At 37.3% G+C, this 17,221-nt stretch carries 17 protein-coding genes; 11 read left to right on the forward strand and 6 right to left on the reverse strand.

What is annotated here, in order from left to right; genetic code table 11:
* The first annotated feature begins 8 nt into the window (after positions 1–8).
* From ACGLXV_RS07065 to ACGLXV_RS07080, 4 genes are all read left to right on the forward strand, one after another.
* Positions 9–1,052 (forward strand): glycosyltransferase family 2 protein, encoded by a 1,044-nt coding sequence (locus ACGLXV_RS07065; RefSeq protein ID WP_391558063.1) that lies wholly within the window; start codon positions 9–11, stop codon positions 1,050–1,052.
* A gap of 99 nt (positions 1,053–1,151) precedes the next feature.
* On the forward strand, positions 1,152–3,332 hold the full coding sequence (locus ACGLXV_RS07070) for an AAA domain-containing protein (RefSeq protein ID WP_391558064.1): 2,181 nt from the start codon (positions 1,152–1,154) through the stop codon (positions 3,330–3,332).
* A 255-nt stretch (positions 3,333–3,587) separates the two neighbouring features.
* Positions 3,588–4,559 (forward strand): ring-cleaving dioxygenase, encoded by a 972-nt coding sequence (locus ACGLXV_RS07075; RefSeq protein WP_391558065.1) that lies wholly within the window; start codon positions 3,588–3,590, stop codon positions 4,557–4,559.
* Positions 4,560–4,685: 126 nt separating this feature from the next.
* On the forward strand, positions 4,686–4,880 hold the full coding sequence (locus ACGLXV_RS07080; protein WP_119708652.1) for a hypothetical protein: 195 nt from the start codon (positions 4,686–4,688) through the stop codon (positions 4,878–4,880).
* A gap of 38 nt (positions 4,881–4,918) precedes the next feature.
* Here ACGLXV_RS07080 and ACGLXV_RS07085 read toward each other — a convergent pair whose 3' ends face one another.
* From ACGLXV_RS07085 to ACGLXV_RS07100, 4 genes are all read right to left on the reverse strand, one after another.
* Positions 4,919–5,917 (reverse strand): inorganic phosphate transporter, encoded by a 999-nt coding sequence (locus tag ACGLXV_RS07085; RefSeq protein WP_391558066.1) that lies wholly within the window; start codon positions 5,915–5,917, stop codon positions 4,919–4,921.
* Positions 5,918–5,931: 14 nt separating this feature from the next.
* The gene (locus ACGLXV_RS07090) at positions 5,932–6,549 is read right to left on the reverse strand and encodes a DUF47 domain-containing protein (RefSeq protein ID WP_391558137.1); all 618 of its coding nucleotides are present in this window, start codon (positions 6,547–6,549) and stop codon (positions 5,932–5,934) included.
* A 223-nt stretch (positions 6,550–6,772) separates the two neighbouring features.
* Positions 6,773–7,303 carry a MerR family transcriptional regulator gene (locus tag ACGLXV_RS07095; RefSeq protein WP_391558067.1) on the reverse strand — a complete coding sequence of 177 codons (531 nt, stop codon included), beginning with the start codon at positions 7,301–7,303 and terminating at the stop codon, positions 6,773–6,775.
* Between the two features lie 138 nt (positions 7,304–7,441).
* Complete coding sequence (locus ACGLXV_RS07100) at positions 7,442–7,702, reverse strand: DUF2533 family protein (protein ID WP_391558068.1); 261 nt, start codon at positions 7,700–7,702, stop codon at positions 7,442–7,444.
* A 236-nt stretch (positions 7,703–7,938) separates the two neighbouring features.
* On the opposite strand from ACGLXV_RS07100, the gene ACGLXV_RS07105 reads away from it, so the two are divergent.
* Positions 7,939–10,494, forward strand: a complete 2,556-nt coding sequence (locus tag ACGLXV_RS07105) for a helicase-related protein (RefSeq protein ID WP_391558069.1) — start codon at positions 7,939–7,941, stop codon at positions 10,492–10,494.
* Positions 10,495–10,497: 3 nt separating this feature from the next.
* Here the strand turns inward: ACGLXV_RS07105 and ACGLXV_RS07110 are convergent, their stop codons facing one another.
* Entirely contained in the window at positions 10,498–10,980 is a 483-nt protein-coding gene (locus ACGLXV_RS07110) for a ribonuclease H-like YkuK family protein (RefSeq protein WP_119710614.1), read from the reverse strand.
* A gap of 237 nt (positions 10,981–11,217) precedes the next feature.
* Here ACGLXV_RS07110 and ACGLXV_RS07115 point away from each other — a divergent pair, with 237 nt between their 5' ends.
* Positions 11,218–12,057: an oxidoreductase gene (locus tag ACGLXV_RS07115; RefSeq protein ID WP_391558138.1), complete on the forward strand. Its 840-nt coding sequence runs from the start codon at positions 11,218–11,220 to the stop codon at positions 12,055–12,057.
* Between the two features lie 69 nt (positions 12,058–12,126).
* Positions 12,127–13,608 (forward strand): D-alanyl-D-alanine carboxypeptidase/D-alanyl-D-alanine endopeptidase, encoded by a 1,482-nt coding sequence (dacB, locus tag ACGLXV_RS07120; RefSeq protein WP_391558070.1) that lies wholly within the window; start codon positions 12,127–12,129, stop codon positions 13,606–13,608.
* 26 nt (positions 13,609–13,634) lie between these two features.
* Here the strand turns inward: dacB and ACGLXV_RS07125 are convergent, their stop codons facing one another.
* On the reverse strand, positions 13,635–14,069 hold the full coding sequence (locus tag ACGLXV_RS07125; protein WP_162927773.1) for a hypothetical protein: 435 nt from the start codon (positions 14,067–14,069) through the stop codon (positions 13,635–13,637).
* A gap of 76 nt (positions 14,070–14,145) precedes the next feature.
* Here ACGLXV_RS07125 and ACGLXV_RS07130 point away from each other — a divergent pair, with 76 nt between their 5' ends.
* The 4 genes from ACGLXV_RS07130 to ACGLXV_RS07145 all read left to right on the forward strand — a co-directional run bounded on the left by ACGLXV_RS07130 (position 14,146) and on the right by ACGLXV_RS07145 (position 17,191).
* Positions 14,146–14,442: a putative quinol monooxygenase gene (locus ACGLXV_RS07130; RefSeq protein ID WP_391558071.1), complete on the forward strand. Its 297-nt coding sequence runs from the start codon at positions 14,146–14,148 to the stop codon at positions 14,440–14,442.
* A 184-nt stretch (positions 14,443–14,626) separates the two neighbouring features.
* A complete protein-coding gene (locus ACGLXV_RS07135; RefSeq protein ID WP_391558072.1) occupies positions 14,627–15,541 on the forward strand; it encodes a CBASS cGAMP-activated phospholipase in 915 nt (304 codons plus the stop codon).
* Between the two features lie 285 nt (positions 15,542–15,826).
* Positions 15,827–16,582 carry an exodeoxyribonuclease III gene (locus tag ACGLXV_RS07140; protein ID WP_391558073.1) on the forward strand — a complete coding sequence of 252 codons (756 nt, stop codon included), beginning with the start codon at positions 15,827–15,829 and terminating at the stop codon, positions 16,580–16,582.
* A 36-nt stretch (positions 16,583–16,618) separates the two neighbouring features.
* Positions 16,619–17,191 (forward strand): branched-chain amino acid aminotransferase, encoded by a 573-nt coding sequence (locus tag ACGLXV_RS07145; protein ID WP_391558074.1) that lies wholly within the window; start codon positions 16,619–16,621, stop codon positions 17,189–17,191.
* Positions 17,192–17,221 lie beyond the last annotated feature (30 nt).

Genomic DNA, 17,221 nt, shown 5'->3' on the forward strand with positions numbered 1-17,221 from the left:
GCAATACTTTGAATCCAACAAACGTAACGATCGTTGTACCTTGTTACAATGAAGAAGAAATATTACATAAAACCATTTCTGAGTTATCCAACTTGTTGACTAGTATGGTAGATGATGGGCTAATTTCTCCTAAGAGTAAGATCCTGTTTGTAGATGACGGTAGTAAAGATCAAACATGGAAACTAATTTATAAAGAAACGTTAAAAAACGGAATGATTAAGGGAGTCAAATTGTCTAGAAATGTGGGACATCAAAATGCCTTATTAGCCGGAATTCACATAGCAACAGAGTCATCTGACGCTATCATTACGATTGATGCGGATCTACAGGACGATATTTATGTTATGCGGGAGTTTATCGAGCAATATCAGATGGGATATGAAGTTATCTACGGTGTAAGAGAGAAGCGTGATTCAGATACATTCTTTAAAAGATTTACTGCTGAATCATTCTATAAGTTAATGAACAAAATGGGAGTAGAACTTATTTATAATCATGCGGACTATCGTTTATTGAGTAAGCGTGCAGCAGAGTACCTACAAGGATTTGAAGAAGTGAATATGTTTTTAAGAGGAATTATTCCGCTCCTTGGTTTTCAATCTACAAAGGTTTTCTATGAAAGAAAAGAACGAACAGCAGGTGAGAGTAAATATCCATTACGTAAAATGCTATCGTTTGCATTTAATGGAATTACTTCCTTTTCAGTTACTCCGATTCGGTTAGTCCTCGTTGGAGGTTTAGTATCTTTTTTTATCAGTCTTTTCTTTGCACTTTATTTTCTAAGTTTAAAGTTTTTTGGAAATACAGAGCTTGGCTGGACTTCCCTTATCACATCTATTTGGCTGATTGGTGGTCTTCAATTAATCGCTATTGGTTTAATCGGGGAATATATCGGAAAAATATACAAAGAATCCAAACGCCGTCCAAAATACATCGTTGATATTGATATGTTCAAGCTGCCACTCGGACGAAACTTTGCGCTTGAAGAGGGCCAAGAGTTGTTCAAGGACGACCATATGCCAATTCCAAGCCTATCTGAATATAACAATTAAACCTATTTTTTTGTACCAATTAAAGCTATAATATGAGCTCGGGACGAAACTCAGTGTGTACGCTCTGAGTTTTTACTATTAATAAAAGGGAAGACAAAGATGGCAACTTATTTACAACTTTGGCAGAAGGCACTGCAAATAGAGATTTCATATTTGAAAAAGTACGGTAGCACAAGGTATCGCCTTACTCATGGCTACGCGATTAACGAGAGGGCACCTTATATTTATTATTTTAATACGGCATCAACAACGACGAGTATTCCAATTGGGTCTAAAGTAACGTTATGGTGGGGAGAGCGAAAAATTGCAGGTAGAGTTTTATCATCAGAAGGAAAAAGTATGATGGTAGAACTCGAACAATATATTGGAGCTGTCTTAAGTGAACTCATGCTCCAATATGATCCATGGGAACTTTTAGATGAATTAATTAATCGACTTCAAGACATTCGTTCAAGCAAGAAGAAAAGGACCAGGATTCAAAAAATGTTGGAGCCTACCATGGTGCCGCTTCATCCAATAGAAAAAATAAAAACGAATGTACATGAGCTTGTGCTCAGGTCAAAATACAATCCAATTACCTTTGTTTGGGGCCCACCTGGAACTGGAAAAACATACACACTAGCTAGGGTTATTGCAAATAAATATTTAAAAGGGAAAAAGGTTCTTGTTTTGTCTCAAAGTAACCAAGCTGTTGATGTGTTAATGTTAGAGATAATGCGTTTTGTTGACAAACAAAATAAGCTACAGGTTGGAGAACTTCTTCGATATGGATCACAAGTAAGTGAAATATTACAGGACACTCCTTTAACTATTGATTTTTTATTAAAAAAAGATCACCCTGAACTTTCAAAGCAAAGAGAAGAAATTAGAAATGAGAGGCATCTACTAAAAAAAGATTTAGGAGGTTCTTTCTCCACTAGAGACTCTGAAACACTTTTAGAAGTAGAAAGAAAGCTAGCTCAAGTACTAGATAAAATTCGTGCGAAAGAAATGACGTTTGTAAAAGATGCAGAGGTAATCGGAACTACACTCGCAAAAGCTGCAACAGATCCCTCTATTTATGAAAAGGAATATGATCTCGTTATTATAGACGAGGTAAGCATGGCATATATTCCGCAAGTTGCATTCGCAGTTTCTTTAGGAAAAAAGAGCATTGTATGTGGTGATTTTAAACAGCTTCCACCCATTGCACATGCCAATCACCCTCTAGTAAATGAATGGTTAAAAGAGGATGTGTTTAATAAGTCTGGAGTTGTAGAGGGGTTAAAAGAGGGGGCTTTGCATCCTCATTTATTTTTGCTATCTGAACAAAGGAGAATGCATCCTGACATCTCCGCATTTACAAACCAATTTGTATATTTTGGTATGGTAAAAGATTACAAAAGTATGTACACCGTAAGAGAGCCGATCGCAAACAGAGCTCCATTTCCAAAGATGGCGTCGATCTTATTAGATACGAGCCATATGGGGGAGTATTGTATGCGTTCCACGTCAGGATCACGATTTAATTTGTTGCAGGTTTTGCTCTCATTTCAAGTCATTCATGAATTATATGTGGGTGGTTCTAAAAATATAGGGTATACGACTCCGTACCGTGCCCAAGCAGAACTAATGGATACACTGTTACAAGATTTATACAATCAACAGCTTCAGAATGGGGAGATTCTATCTGCAACGGTACACAAATTTCAAGGAAGTGAAAGGGAAGTAATAGTTTTTGATACGGTTGATTCGTTTCCTGAAAGTAGGCCGAGCATGTTATTAACCGGCAAAGAGAGTGAGAGGTTAATTAATGTGGCAGTGACAAGGACAAAGGGAAAATTTGTTCATCTTGCTAACCGAAATTACATAAAACAGAAGGTATACCGAGATAAAACGATTCGAAAGTTAGTAGAATTTCAGGAAAGTACGAATCAGCTTATCACTTCTGGGCAAATAGGTAACTGGATAAAAAATCAACATGAAGAAGTATCCTGGATGCATGCAAAAAAGCTTGAGAAATTGATGAGCGATGTAAGGTCAGCCAAATCTGAAATTCTCGTTTCTCTCCCAGAAGGAAAAGTATTATCAGATGAGTGGAACCGCCTTCTACAAGGCTCCTCCGTTAAGCCAATATTTAGACAAGAAGAGAAACAACCACCGTTTCCTTTTGTCATGGTGGATAACAAAATATTCTGGCTTGGAGTCCCTTATGAAGCTGCCAATGGAACATTGCCACCATATATATCTGTCCGAGTCCATTCAGAAAGGCTTTGCACCTATTTTTTATCACAGCTATAGAAATAAAAAAGAAAAGACCCCCGTAGGAGTCTTTTCTGCGTATTGCGGCGACGAGACTACACGCCACATTCGTGTATTCCAATAAAGGAGCGTCTCTCGACTTATGCAATTCAGCTCATCGCTTCATAACTATAACACGACTAAACATTAAGTACAAGAGAAATTTATTATTTGCAATCAGATGTAAAATAGTGCACAATAAAATAAATACTTTTAAATTGAGATATTTTAATTAAAGATAAGGAAGTGCTAATATTGGAGCAGTTATTACCTTTAAAAGGACAACACCATGTATCCGCCATAACAGCTAACGCAAAGGGAAATTATGAATTTTATACAAAAACACTCGGTTTACGACTTGTGAAGAAAACCGTAAACCAAGATGATACGTCTGTCTATCATTTATTTTATGCAGATGAACGAGGGAATCCAGGCACCGATCTGACATTTTTTGAAATACCTCATGCAGGCCAAACAAGATACGGTACAAATAGTATTTCAACCACTTCTCTACGTGTTCCATCAGATTCTGCGATTCAGTATTGGAAGGAAAGATTTGATTCCTTAGGTGTAGAATATGAGGAACAAAAGGTATACGAAAGATTATCTCTTACATTTAAGGATTTTGAAGGTCAAAGATTGATGCTTGTATCAGACGAGAATAATCATGGTGTTGAAGGGGGAAGGCCTTGGGAGAAAAGTCCAGTTCCCGTTGAACACGCAATTATAGGATTGGGTCCTGTGATGTTGACGGTAGCAAAGCTTGAATCCACATCTATGATTTTAACTCGGGTTTTAGGATTCAGGGAAGTAGGAACCTATATGATACAAGAAAAGAAAGTGACAGTATTTGAAACCGGGTTAGGAGGAACCGGAGCCGAAATACATGTCCTTGAAGAGTCAGATCTTCCTGTGGAAAGACCAGGACGTGGAAGTGTTCACCACGTAGCTTTTCGAGTGGAAAATGAAGAACAATTGAGAAAGTGGGTTCAGTATTTAAAAGAGTTGCGAATCCCTAGCTCAGGATTTGTAGAAAGATATTACTTTAAGTCTTTATATTTTCGAGAGGCTAATGGAATCCTATTCGAATTAGCGACGGATGGTCCAGGGTTTGAGGGAGATGAATCGTTTGAGCATCTTGGAGAACGTCTCGCTCTTCCTCCATATTTTGAAGCGCAAAGAAGCAGTATAGAAGCGAAATTAAAGCCGTTAGATACAAAAGAATAAAAACGTTAAAAGATGTCCGTGAAAACGGGCATCTTTTTTTGATAGACATTGTTGTTTATATTGATATAATTATGTTAGCAGATGCTAGCAAATTGATAAAAAAGAACTAGGAGGATGGTTGCAGGGATGGGAGAAGAGAAAAGAGTCCAACTAAATGTGCGAGTGACAAAAGAAACATTAGAAAAACTTGATGAAATTGTTGAGTATTATCAGGAGCATACAAAAATAGGAAGAGTCTATAAAGGTGATGTACTTACTGATATTATTGATAAATCTTATGAGGTAATGAATAAACAAAAGAAAAATATTAGAAAAATATAAAAAACTTCGAGTCGTGAACTCGAAGTTTTTATATTGATTTAAAAAATCATATTAAGGACAAAATAGCATAGGGCTGCGATAGTCGCTGAAATTGGTAAGGTAATAACCCAAGTGATTAGCATTCTTTGAGCTGTTCCCCATTTCACACCCTTCAGACGGTGAGAAGCACCCACTCCTAAAATGGAGGACGAAATAACATGCGTTGTACTTACTGGTAGGTGAATATACGTTGCACCAAAAATGATCATTGCTCCAGTTAAGTCAGCGGCTACCCCATTAACAGGTCTAATTTTCATGATTTTTCCACCAACTGTCTTGATGATTTTCCAACCACCAACACTTGTTCCTAATCCCATGGCTACCGCACAGGAAAATTGAACCCAGAAAGGAATATCCGTAGAAGTAGTAAACCCGTTGGCGATCAATGCCATCGTAATAATCCCCATCGCTTTTTGAGCGTCGTTTGTTCCATGTGTATAAGCTTGCAGGGCAGCTGTGAAAATTTGAAAAGTACGGAAACTTCTGTTAGTTTTAGCTAAATTATTGTTCTTAAAGATCACTTTAAAAATACTGTAAACGATATATCCAGCGACAAACGCAAGGATCGGAGATAAAATCAAAGCTTGTAAGATTTTTAAGAATCCATTGTAATTCAATGAAGTGAATCCGGCAGCAGCAATAGCTGCACCCGCAATGGATCCGATAATGGCATGAGACGAGCTGCTTGGAATACCATAATACCAAGTTAGTAAGTTCCAAAAAATGGCTGCAATTAAGGCGGCTAAAATAACAAGTGATCCGTTTTGAAGAGTGAAGGGATCGACAATGTCTTTTGTTATTGTTTTTGCAACACCTGTGAAGGTCATTGCTCCCAAGAAGTTCATGACTGCAGCAAGGATAATCGCGTGCCTTGGTTTTAACGCTTTTGTAGAAACAGCAGTCGCAATCGCATTTGCTGTATCGTGAAAGCCATTAATAAAGTCAAATGCAAGGGCACCGACCACTATTAAAATCGTTATCACAAATAATGCATCCATGTTAGTATGTCCCCTTATGCATTTTTCATGATGATGGTTTCAAGTGTGTTTGCCACGCCTTGACAGCTATCAGCAATCTCTTCAAGTTCTTCGTAAATTTCTTTGTATTGAATAACACGAATTGGATCTTTTTCTACTGAGAATAAATGCTTGATTGACTGGCGAAGGATTCCATCACATTTTGACTCATAGTCTTTAATTTTAATCGCGTGTTCACGAATTGATGGAAGCTTTTTTGTTGAAAGCAGTTCAACCGATTGCTGAATTTCAATCGCACAGTTTCTGATAGCCTCTACAAACTTCACCATGAATTCGTCAGCTTGAGTAATATTGTACATTTCAAACATAGCTGCACAATGCTCAATTCCATCGATTACATCATCCATACTCATAGCTAGAAGAAGGATGTCTTCACGCTCAATAGGAGTAATAAAAGCGTTATTTAACTCTTTTATTACTTCGTGTACATATGTATCTCCTTTAGTTTCGTAGTCCTTTAATGTCTCGGAGAATATTTTTAGATCGCTCACATTTTTCAACTTGTAATCAGCGAAATAATCTGCACCTTCTTTAAGGTTTTGTGCAATGCTGCTTAACAAAGTATTAAACTTGTCTTTCTTCTTGAAAACCATCATGTAACCTCCAGTTATATATCACTTCATCCAAACGAGATTAATTTTATACGAAAACTATTAAATAGGAAAGAATTTTGTCGAAAAAATACAGGTTTTTTCACAAGTCGTTCATAATTTCTTTAAAATCAAGGCTTCTGAACTGAATACTTGACTTTTCATACCCTCTCATGTCTTTTATATTAGTTTCTGTAAAAACGCAAAAAAAAACACATCTTAGATGCTAAGAACTGTGTTGGGTGGAAGAACGGAAAACACTTTGTAGGATACTCTGTTTTTTCTTTCTTCGAGGCTTTATATTTATGGGTTGTTCGGAAGGGGTAATAAGGGATGAAGGAGGTACTTGTTGTGTTTCTAATAATCGAATTCTCTCTTCAAGTTTTTCAAGGGTAGCTTGCATTTCCTCCATTTCTCTCCGATGTTGGAGTATCTGATATTCCACGACCTGGTCCGCCTTTGACTGAATAATGGACTCTAGACATTTGATACGATTGAGAAGGACCGTATTTTCATCAACAATGGATGTATGAACTGAGCCTCTTCGTAAATAGTCTTTACCAGCCGCAATTTCATTGTAAACGAGTAAAGCTTCGTTTTGCTGTTCCTTATAAGTCATTAATAGGTCAATGTCTTCTTGTTGGTAGGTGAAATGCCCCATATCATTTTTCTCTAAGTTTAGTTTTAATTGTTTTACCCAACGTTTTACGGTACTTGAAGAAACTCCTAATTGTTTAGCAACCGAACTCGTATTCATAGTCTCAACTCCTTTATAGTAATGTTCTTCTTTAAAAATTGAATTTCCTATCTTGGCGACAAAACTTCTTTTATTTCGCCAAAAGAAGTGCAATTTTTTAAAAAACAAAAAGCAGAAGGTCACGGCCTTCTGCTTCACTTATTTTCGTCTATTTGCATATTCTTCGACCATTTCCTTGGTTACAAGTTTTCGAGGTGGAAGATTTTCAATTTTATTAGAAAGTTTGTTCATTTGAATCGTAATAGAATTAATATTATCGGTAGTGAAGGGAAGGCCTCTTTCATAAAGAGATAATGCTTCTTCTATGTAGAATTCCCGTTCACGGTCAAGATTTGCGTATTGGGTTAAAATAGCGTTTAGTTTTTTCGCATGATCAGATAAAGCTTTATGTACACTCACAGAAATTCGCCCCTTTTGTTATTAAAAATGGTGTCTGCTAAGCAGACACCAACTCCCTCCGTCCGTACATGGTTAAGTGTCCCGCAACAAGCGAATGTTCGGAGGGAGCAAAATAATCATAGCATCTTTTTTGATAGTACGCAAAGGTCAATAATAGGATAAAAAGCCATATGATTTAAAACAATATTAAATAATGGTATGGTTAATTGATTAGATGGTTATTTGGAGGGTGAAAAATGTTATTACAAAAAATACATGATGAAAGTATTGTACATACAAAAATGAAAATCCATCAGGATATAGAGTCATTCTTCGAGCAACAGGAAGAGAGGCCTAACTTTGAGGAGTATTTACGGGCAAGGGGTCATTATTTGGATCAAATATGGGTAAATGTTTGGCTTACAAGAGTGTCTAACCAGGTTCCCCGAGTAGATAAAAAGGATTTTTTGCAGGACCGTGGGATTGAAACAGAGGGAATGGCTAGAAAAATGATTGACCACCTGTTTCGAACAGAAGTCAGAGAGTATGCCCCTTTTAAAGTGACTGACTGGCTCGAGGAAACATATGCTCAGGAATTCGAAAAATGGAATGATTTATATGACCATACAATGGAGCAGGTTCAAAAAAGAAAAGAAGCGACTCAGAAATTAATTAAAAAGGAGTCTGTCCTAGAAGCGATAAAGGAAAAGGCTTCGGATGTATTCTCTAGCGGCTATCAAGGTCTTTATTTGTATATTAGATATATAGTTGGATTACAGATGAAAGCAGATCTTCAATCCAAGCCTAGATATAAAAGGCTTGATACATATGCATTAGAAGAGAAGCTTGAAATAGAAGGAAGCTTTGAGGAACTTCGTGAACAGTCCTTTTCTCTCTTTTTGGATGAGCTAACAGGGGATATTCAAAAAACGAATTATGATGGCAGGTTTTATTATGAATATGAAACCTATGGCGACTTATATAGTTCCTTCGTTTGGAAAAATCTTTTGTCTCTTGCTCCATCAAAAGTGATGACAAATCTTGATGATGAAACGAAAAATGATTATATCCAGCTAACTGGCCAAACTCTTTCGAAATCAAAGATGAAGGAGCTTGTGGAAGAAGAGCTTGAATCTCTATTTTCCAAAATGCTTTCTGAATTAGAAGATGAATATATTGATCACTTGTTACAAGCAGTGGATACACCTTATGATCTTGATTTTCATAGCAAATTATATGAAGATCAAAAAGCAGAAAGAGAGAAACGGAAAGCCGAGGAGGAGGCTGAACGACAAAGAAAGATCGAAGAAGAAGAGCGGATGATGGACGATATATTTGGCAGGGAATATGGAGTGATCTATGATCCAAATGTTGAATATGTCATCCATGTAGGAGAAACAAATACGGGTAAAACACACCATGCTCTTGAAAGAATGAAAAAAGCAACAAGCGGCCTCTACCTTGGACCACTTAGACTTCTTGCACTTGAGGTATATGATAAATTAAATGCGGAAGGCATACCATGTTCTTTAAAAACAGGTGAAGAAGAGAAATTGACTCCAGGAGCAAGCCACATTGCTTCAACCGTTGAAATGTTCCATGAAAAAGATCGATACGATTGTATAGTTATTGATGAAGCTCAAATGATTACTGATAAGGATAGAGGGTTTTCGTGGTTTAAGGCGATTACGAAGGCAAGAGCTCGAGAAGTTCATATCATAGGTAGCAGAAATTCGAAAAATATGATTTTACAATTACTAGGAGAATCGAAAGCGGAAATTCATGAATATAAACGGGACATTCCGCTTGAGGTGGAAGGAAATGAATTTTCCATCAAACATGTGCGAAAGGGCGATGCACTAATTTGCTTTTCTCGTCGAAGAGTGTTAGAAACGGCATCAAGACTTCAAAACGATCGTCATTCGGTCAGTGTGATTTATGGAAGCATGCCCCCTGAGACAAGAAAAAAACAAATTCAACAATTCATTGAAGGAAAGTCGAAGGTCATTGTTTCAACGGATGCAATTGGGATGGGTCTTAATTTACCGATACGTCGAATTGTATTTTTAGAAAATGAGAAATTTGATGGTACAAGAAGAAGGCTTTTAACTTCACAGGAAATCAAGCAAATTGCCGGGAGGGCAGGCAGAAAAGGGATTTATGATGTTGGAAAAGTGGCATTTACAAAGGATATCCGGCTTATGAGAAGGAAACTAGAACAAGAAGATGAACCAGTTCATACTTTTGCAATTGCCCCTACAACCGGAGTGTTGGAAAGGTTTCAAACGTATTATCGTGATCTTGGTACTTTTTTTGAATTATGGGATCGCTTTAAAAATCCAAGGGGTACGGAAAAGGCAAGCTTAGCTGAAGAGCGGGAGCTATACAACATTGTGAAAGAAACTGAAATTGAAGCCCGTCTTTCTTTACAGGATTTATATGGATTTTTACATCTTCCGTTTGCATCAAGGGAGCAAGCCTTAATTCAGCAATGGTATGAAACGATTTTTGCAATCATCAATAACGAAGACCTGCCAGAGCCAAATATAAAAAAGCGAACATTGGAGGACCTCGAGTTATCGTATAAAAAATTAGGATTACATTTATTGTTTTTATATCGGTTAGATCGGAGAACGGAGGCAATTTATTGGGAAAGAGTAAGGGATGAGTTGAGTGACGAGGTCCATGAAAAGCTTCAAACAGATGTTGGTTCATTTGCAAAAAAATGCCGTAGTTGTGGACGTCATTTGCCATGGAATTATGAATTTCCTATTTGTGACCAATGCCATTCAGCACGCTATAAAAGATCATAAAGATTATTTTGTATAACGATTTGCATAGCTGGAGGCAACGAAGGAGTCAGGCTTGATCTTAGGTTCAAAACCCATTGATTCGATTCTTGTGACCATTTCTTCCACATATTCACGGGTTTTGTTTCGCTGACCTGAACCAATATCAATATGTCCTTCCATCGTGAACGAGGCACCATGGTATATATGGGGAAGAACGATATCAATAAGACGATTTTTATGTGCTTCGGTAAATAGGGACACAATTCTTTCGGTAAGAGTCGTTTCATAGGAAATCCTCTCATGAAGCTGTTTCATTTCTCTAGGTTCTACAACCTTCCGAATACAGGCCCAGGCACCTTTACCGATGTTTTGAATGACAACTCCACTTATAAAAAGGGTACGATTATGATGAACCTGTGAGTCTGTACCAACCATCAGTCGGTAGTTACCACTGGGGTGCAGCTGCATAAACGTAATAATTCTTTCAAATATATCTTCAAATGACATATGATTTTCTTGAAGGTTTTGAAACAGAAATATTTCCTTTTGATTGTGAGACAAACCGCCACCTACTTTCGCATGCTCTTAGAAAAGTATATGGCTTATACTCGAGGAAGTTGTCATCTTTCTTTTTCTATAGTCATTTCCTTTTTCTACGATAAAAATGGTCAAGGTTCCTAATGATGGGTCCTTGGCTTTTTTTTGCTAAAATAAGCTATATAAAGCAAATGGGGGACATTTATGATCGGTAAAAAAATAGCTGTTGTTACAGGTGCATCAAGTGGTTTTGGCATGCTAACCAGTATTGAGCTAGCTAAACAGAATTATTATGTAGTTGCGACAATGAGAAATGTAGATAAAAAGTTAGCTTTACTAGAGAGGGCAGGAGAAGCAAGGGTTACACAACTTATAGAGGTCTTTCCTTTGGATGTAACAAACGACCATTCTTTACTAGTATTTAAAGAGAAACTTAGAGAGCTTGGTCGAGTAGATGTGTTAGTCAATAACGCAGGTTATGCTGGCGCTGGATTTTCTGAAGAGATACCGATCGAAGAGTATCGGCAGCAGTTTGAAACGAATGTGTTCGGAGCGATTTCTGTCACACAATTATGCCTTCCTTATATGCGAGAACTAAGGAACGGGAAAATTATTAATGTTAGCAGTATTAGTGGAAGAGTTGGTTTTCCGGGACTATCACCCTATGTAGCGTCCAAACATGCGTTAGAGGGATGGAGCGAGAGCTTAAGATTGGAGGTAGGGCCTTTTGGTATTGATGTGGTGTTAGTGGAACCCGGTTCTTTTCAAACGAGTATTTGGTCGTCTGGAAAGCATATAACAGATAAATCATTGCAGACGCATTCACCCTACTTTTCTTATATGAAAAAACTATCGTTACATCTGGAAAAGGGAGAAGCCTCATATGGCGACCCATTAGAGGTAGCTAATCTCATTATAAAAATCTGCAAACAATCCTCGACAAAGCTAAGGTACCCAATTGGAAAGGGAGTAAGATTTACTTTGTTCGTAAAGAACTGTCTTCCATGGCGACTTTGGGAGCGTATGGTAATGAAAAAAATAGAGTAGATTTACATAGATTGAATTTCTATAACATATATTAGTAGGACTGAAACGATTAATAAAGGAGCAGAGATATTGTACCGGTATAAAATCATAGTCATCGTCTTAAGCCTACTATTTACATGGTTATTACCTGCTCTCACTGCTACTGCTCCCCATGTAAAAGCAAATACTCAAGACTCAGTTCTTAGTCAGCAATTGGATTCGTTTATTAATGAAGAGCCACTTTTAGCAGGAGCAATGGTAGGTGTGAGTATTAGAAACCAACAAACAGGTGAATTAATTTATGATCATCTCGGATCAACCAGACTTCGACCTGCTTCCAATTTAAAGTTATTCACGGCGGCTAGTGCTTTGGAAGTGCTTGGAGAAAACTATACTTTCTCTACCAAGCTTTTTGTAAATGGAACGATTGAAAAAGGAGTTCTAAAGGGAGATGTTATTTTACAGGGAGGTGGGGACCCTACCCTACAGCAAGCTGATTTACAAGCTTTTGCTCAAAGCCTCAAAGAGATCGGAATTAAAAGAATTGGTGGACAAATCCTTGGAGACGATACAAGGTATGATGATATTCGTTATTCTATTGATATGCCTTGGAGCGATGAAGAAGCCTATTATGGAGCAGAAATATCTGCATTAACTTTATCGCCTGATCAGGATTATGATGCGGGAACAGTTGCATTAGAAGTAAAGCCAGCAAAGAGAGTGGGAGAAAAAGTAAGCTTTACGATGAAGCCGGAAAATACATATGTTCATGTTATAAATGAAGCAGTAACTAGCGCAAAAGATAGTAAGGAGGACCTTACGTTCTCAAGGGATCACTCTACCAATACCATTACCATTTCTGGTCAAATTCCTCAAGGTGGTACAAGTGAAAGTGAATGGATAGCGGTTTTCGAAGCTAGTAAATTTGTTGTTCATCTTTTTGAAGAGGAGTTAAAAAAAGTTGGTATCAAAGTTGAAAAAGGATATCGCCTAGGAGTGACACCAAGTAATGCGCGTTTAATCAACGAGCACAAATCGATATCACTTGCAGAGTTATTACTCCCTTTTATGAAGCTTAGCAATAATGGCCACGGTGAGCTATTGATGAAGGAAATGGGGAAGGTTATAAAAGGAACGGGTAGTTTTGAAGCAGGATTAGCTGTTATGAATGAAAAGCTAACCCCATTTGGAATGGAATTTGCCAACCAAGTGATAAGAGATGGTTCAGGGATTTCTCATGTGAATTTAGTACAACCGAATGAACTCACAAAGCTGTTGTTCTCCATTCAATCAAAAAGCTGGTTTCCAAGCTATTATCGTGCCTTGCCAGTAGCTGGAGCAAAGGAAAAACTGGTGGGTGGAACATTACGATATCGGATGAAGCAAGAACCTTTAGTAGGGAATGTTGTGGCAAAAACCGGAACGTTAACGACAGTAAGTTCCATTTCGGGTTATGTAAGGACGAAATCAAAGGGCAACTTGATATTTTCTATCCTAATAAATAATGTGATAGATGAAGATAAAGCCAAAAAAGTAGAAGACCGAATGATATCAATAATAGCCAATCAATAAAGAACCTAGGGAAACAGCCCTAGGTTCTATTCCTTTTCTTTGGGTTGATACTTTAATAACTTCATTAACTTCTCTGTTGGTGCTTTAAACGTGTAAAAGTGAGGACGGTTTTCGTCATCCCAAATGAGGATATATGGATCTTCCTCCTCATATGAGAAAATAAGAACAGCTTCATTGACAAAATCATTGAACCATTCATTTTTTAAAGTGATGGGTGGATCTAGAGGTATCTTGACCATCACACCTTTTTTCGGAAGGGGATCTAGATTTTTGTACACGCCTGAAATACTTTTAATGATTTTTTCTGTTTCCTTTTGAATATCAGAAGTTGCAGGACTCTCTTGAACCACTTTTCCTTCTTCGATATCAAAAATCTCAACAGGCTTTTGTTCGGCAAAACTAGCAAGTGGGGCTAGAAGGAAGAATACGAAACAAATAACTATAGTTTTTATTTTCATCATGCATCACCTCATAGCTATTATTCCCAATTTAACCGAAATTTTGCTAAAATAAAAGAAGTTGAAAAAGGAGGCATTCATGATGAATATTATTCATGCACATTTAAAAATAAAGCCAGAAAAACGTGAAGAATTCTTGCAAGTGGTTAAGCCGTTGGTAGAGGGTTCACAAGCGGAAGAGGGAAATATCCGATATGAACTATATGAGTTAACCACGGATACTAATACATTTGTCGTATTAGAGGAATGGAAGGACATGGAAGCGATTAAGTTTCATAACGAAACTCCGCACTATAAAGAATGGGGTAAGGTAAGCTCAACCTATCTTGATGCTCCACCTGTTGTGTCTGTTTTTGAAGCAACTAAAAAAAATTAATCATTTATAGCGAAAAAACAATCATGTAAATGGTTGTTTTTTTTCTATTTGGGGAAGTTAAGAAAGAATGGAAGAGCGTACTGTTGATATCTAGTCGTCTCATATGAAGAGGAAATAGCACATTTACAACTAAAATGGGGAGGCCTTAATAAACAAGATTAAACTACTTGTAAAAGGTGAAAACATGAAGATGTTATGTATTGATGGTGGAGGAATTCGAGGGGTTTTTGCAGTTGCCATTCTTCAGGAATTAGAAAAGGATATAGGAACGAACATTCGCGATTCCATTGACCTTGTTGCGGGTACAAGTACAGGCTCAATCATAGCTGCTTCCATTGCGGTAAAAAGGGAAATGGATGAACTCCTCGAGGGGTACCGTCACTATGGAAGAAAAATTTTCAAACGAAAAGCAAGAATTGGCTTGTTTCGCAGTATTTATAGTGATCGTGATCTACGCCGCTTTATTCAAAAAGCCTTCAAGGAGCAATCGCTTGCTGATGTAGGTATTCCACTTTTAATTCCTGCAGTTAATGTAACTGAAGGGAAACCATATGTTCATCGATCGCATTATGCCATTCATGAAAAAGGCGAAAATGATCATATAAAGCTCTGGGACGCTGTTCTATCCTCATGCTCTGCTCCTATTTATTTTCCACCTAACAATATAAATAATCAAGTCATTACCATTGATGGAGGCCTTTGGGCCAACAATCCTTCACTCGTATGTATTACGGAAGCAATAAACCATTACGAATTAGAAATGAAACAAATAAAAATATTATCGATTGGACTTGGTCAACAAAAAATCAATTTCAATTCTAAAAAATCTCATTTGTGGGGGATTAAGCATTGGATGCCTTTCCGGTTCCATACGATGACCTTTACACCAAAGCTCTTGGACCTTGCCCTTCATTTATCGTCTGAATCTATCTCGTATCAGTGTCAACATTTACTTGGAGAAAACTACTTACGATTAAATACGGATTTAGGCAAAGAAGTTCCTTTTGACCAGGTAGAGACAATTGAATGGCTAATAGAATTAGGCAGACAAGTTTACAAGGAGAAAAAGCAGGAAATTCTTCAGTTTATACAAACCTAAAAATGAGGATGCAGAAACGTGCATCCTTTTTTTGAAGATAAAAAAGGATAAATTATTGAACTTTAAACATTGTCTAGCTCCAGCGCCCAGCGACTAGTGTACTTCGCTCTCTTCCCTACGATAAGTCAACATCGGATCGCTAGCGCTCTCCGTGTTTCCTTTATCTCAGTCAGAGCGCTCCAGTCCTGTCGTGCGCAAAACGGGCGCTTGCGCTTTTCTTATTTTGGACAGACGTTATAAATTATAGTAAAATGAGCCTCAGATTTAGATAGAGGAGAAAGATAGATGAAGTTTATATCTTGGAATGTGAATGGTTTAAGAGCTTGTGTAAAAAAAGGCTTTCTAGACTATTTTAATGAAATGAATGCAGATTTCTTTTCAATACAAGAAACGAAGCTGCAAGAAGGTCAAATTGACTTAGAGTTAGAGGGTTATTATCAATTTTGGAATTACGCAGAAAAAAAGGGTTATTCAGGGACAGCCATCTTTACAAAACATAAACCACTCTCCGTTTCATATGGTGTGGGTGAACATGAATCCCAGTCAGAAGGGCGAATTATTACCCTTGAGTATGAAAATTTCTACGTAGTAAATGTGTATACACCAAATTCACAACGTGATTTAGCTAGATTGCCCCTCCGTTTGCAATGGGAGGATGAATTATCTGACTACTTAACTCAACTAGATAAGAAAAAACCGGTCATTTATTGTGGGGATTTAAATGTGGCCCATGAAGAGATTGATTTAAAAAATCCAAAAAGCAATATTGGAAACTCTGGTTTTACTACGGAAGAAAGAGGTAAAATGTCCAACCTGCTAAGCTCTGGCTTTGTGGACTCCTTCCGCTATTTATATCCAGAACAAAAAGATACGTACACTTGGTGGTCGTATATGAGCAAGGTCCGAGAAAGGAACATCGGATGGCGTATTGATTATTTTATTTTATCAAATAGGATTGCTACGAATTTAATAGACTCACAGATTCATTGCGATGTAATGGGAAGTGACCACTGCCCGGTATGCATTGAAGTGAGTTTGTAAAAACTGAAGATAGCAATTACTTAGGAGGATTCTCTCATGTTAAAAGAATCATTACAGAATTTAATGAAAAATCAAAGCAAGGTTGAATTATATCCAGAGGAATACGATTTTGTCATAAACAATGGATTAACCAACTCTGATACGGAAGTTGTCAAAATTGACGGGAAATCTAGGTTTCTTGATGCCTATATGGAACGCTCAAATAAGGAAACAGAAGAATTTCTGGGAGAGGAAAATGCGAACTTCTTAAATGAGCCTATTACGTATTTTAAGGAACATATGAATGAGTTTCTATATATGGAATCGAAATGGTTCACGTTAATTGGAATCGATGCGATTTCCTTTGAAGTTGACGACTTATTTGGAACCTACGATGTAATGCTCGGTCTTAAAATTCAAAAGAAGTTTTCCTCACAGCTTAGAGACTATTTTACACAACACTCAGAAGATCCTGAAGAGCCTGTAGACTTAATGTTCGACGCGCAAGAAGGCATTTGGAATATCAATTTTTCCCTACATACACTTCCAGGTTTTCGTGAGGATATGACCGTTGCGGAGGCTTACCAACTGGTATACTCATTTATCTTTTCATTTGTTCAAACGATATAATTGAAATATTAATTAGTCAAGAACATAGGA

Origin of the sequence: Robertmurraya sp., from assembly GCF_036676585.1 — a bacterium.
In the GTDB taxonomy this organism is placed as follows: Bacteria; Bacillota; Bacilli; order Bacillales; family Cytobacillaceae; genus Robertmurraya_A.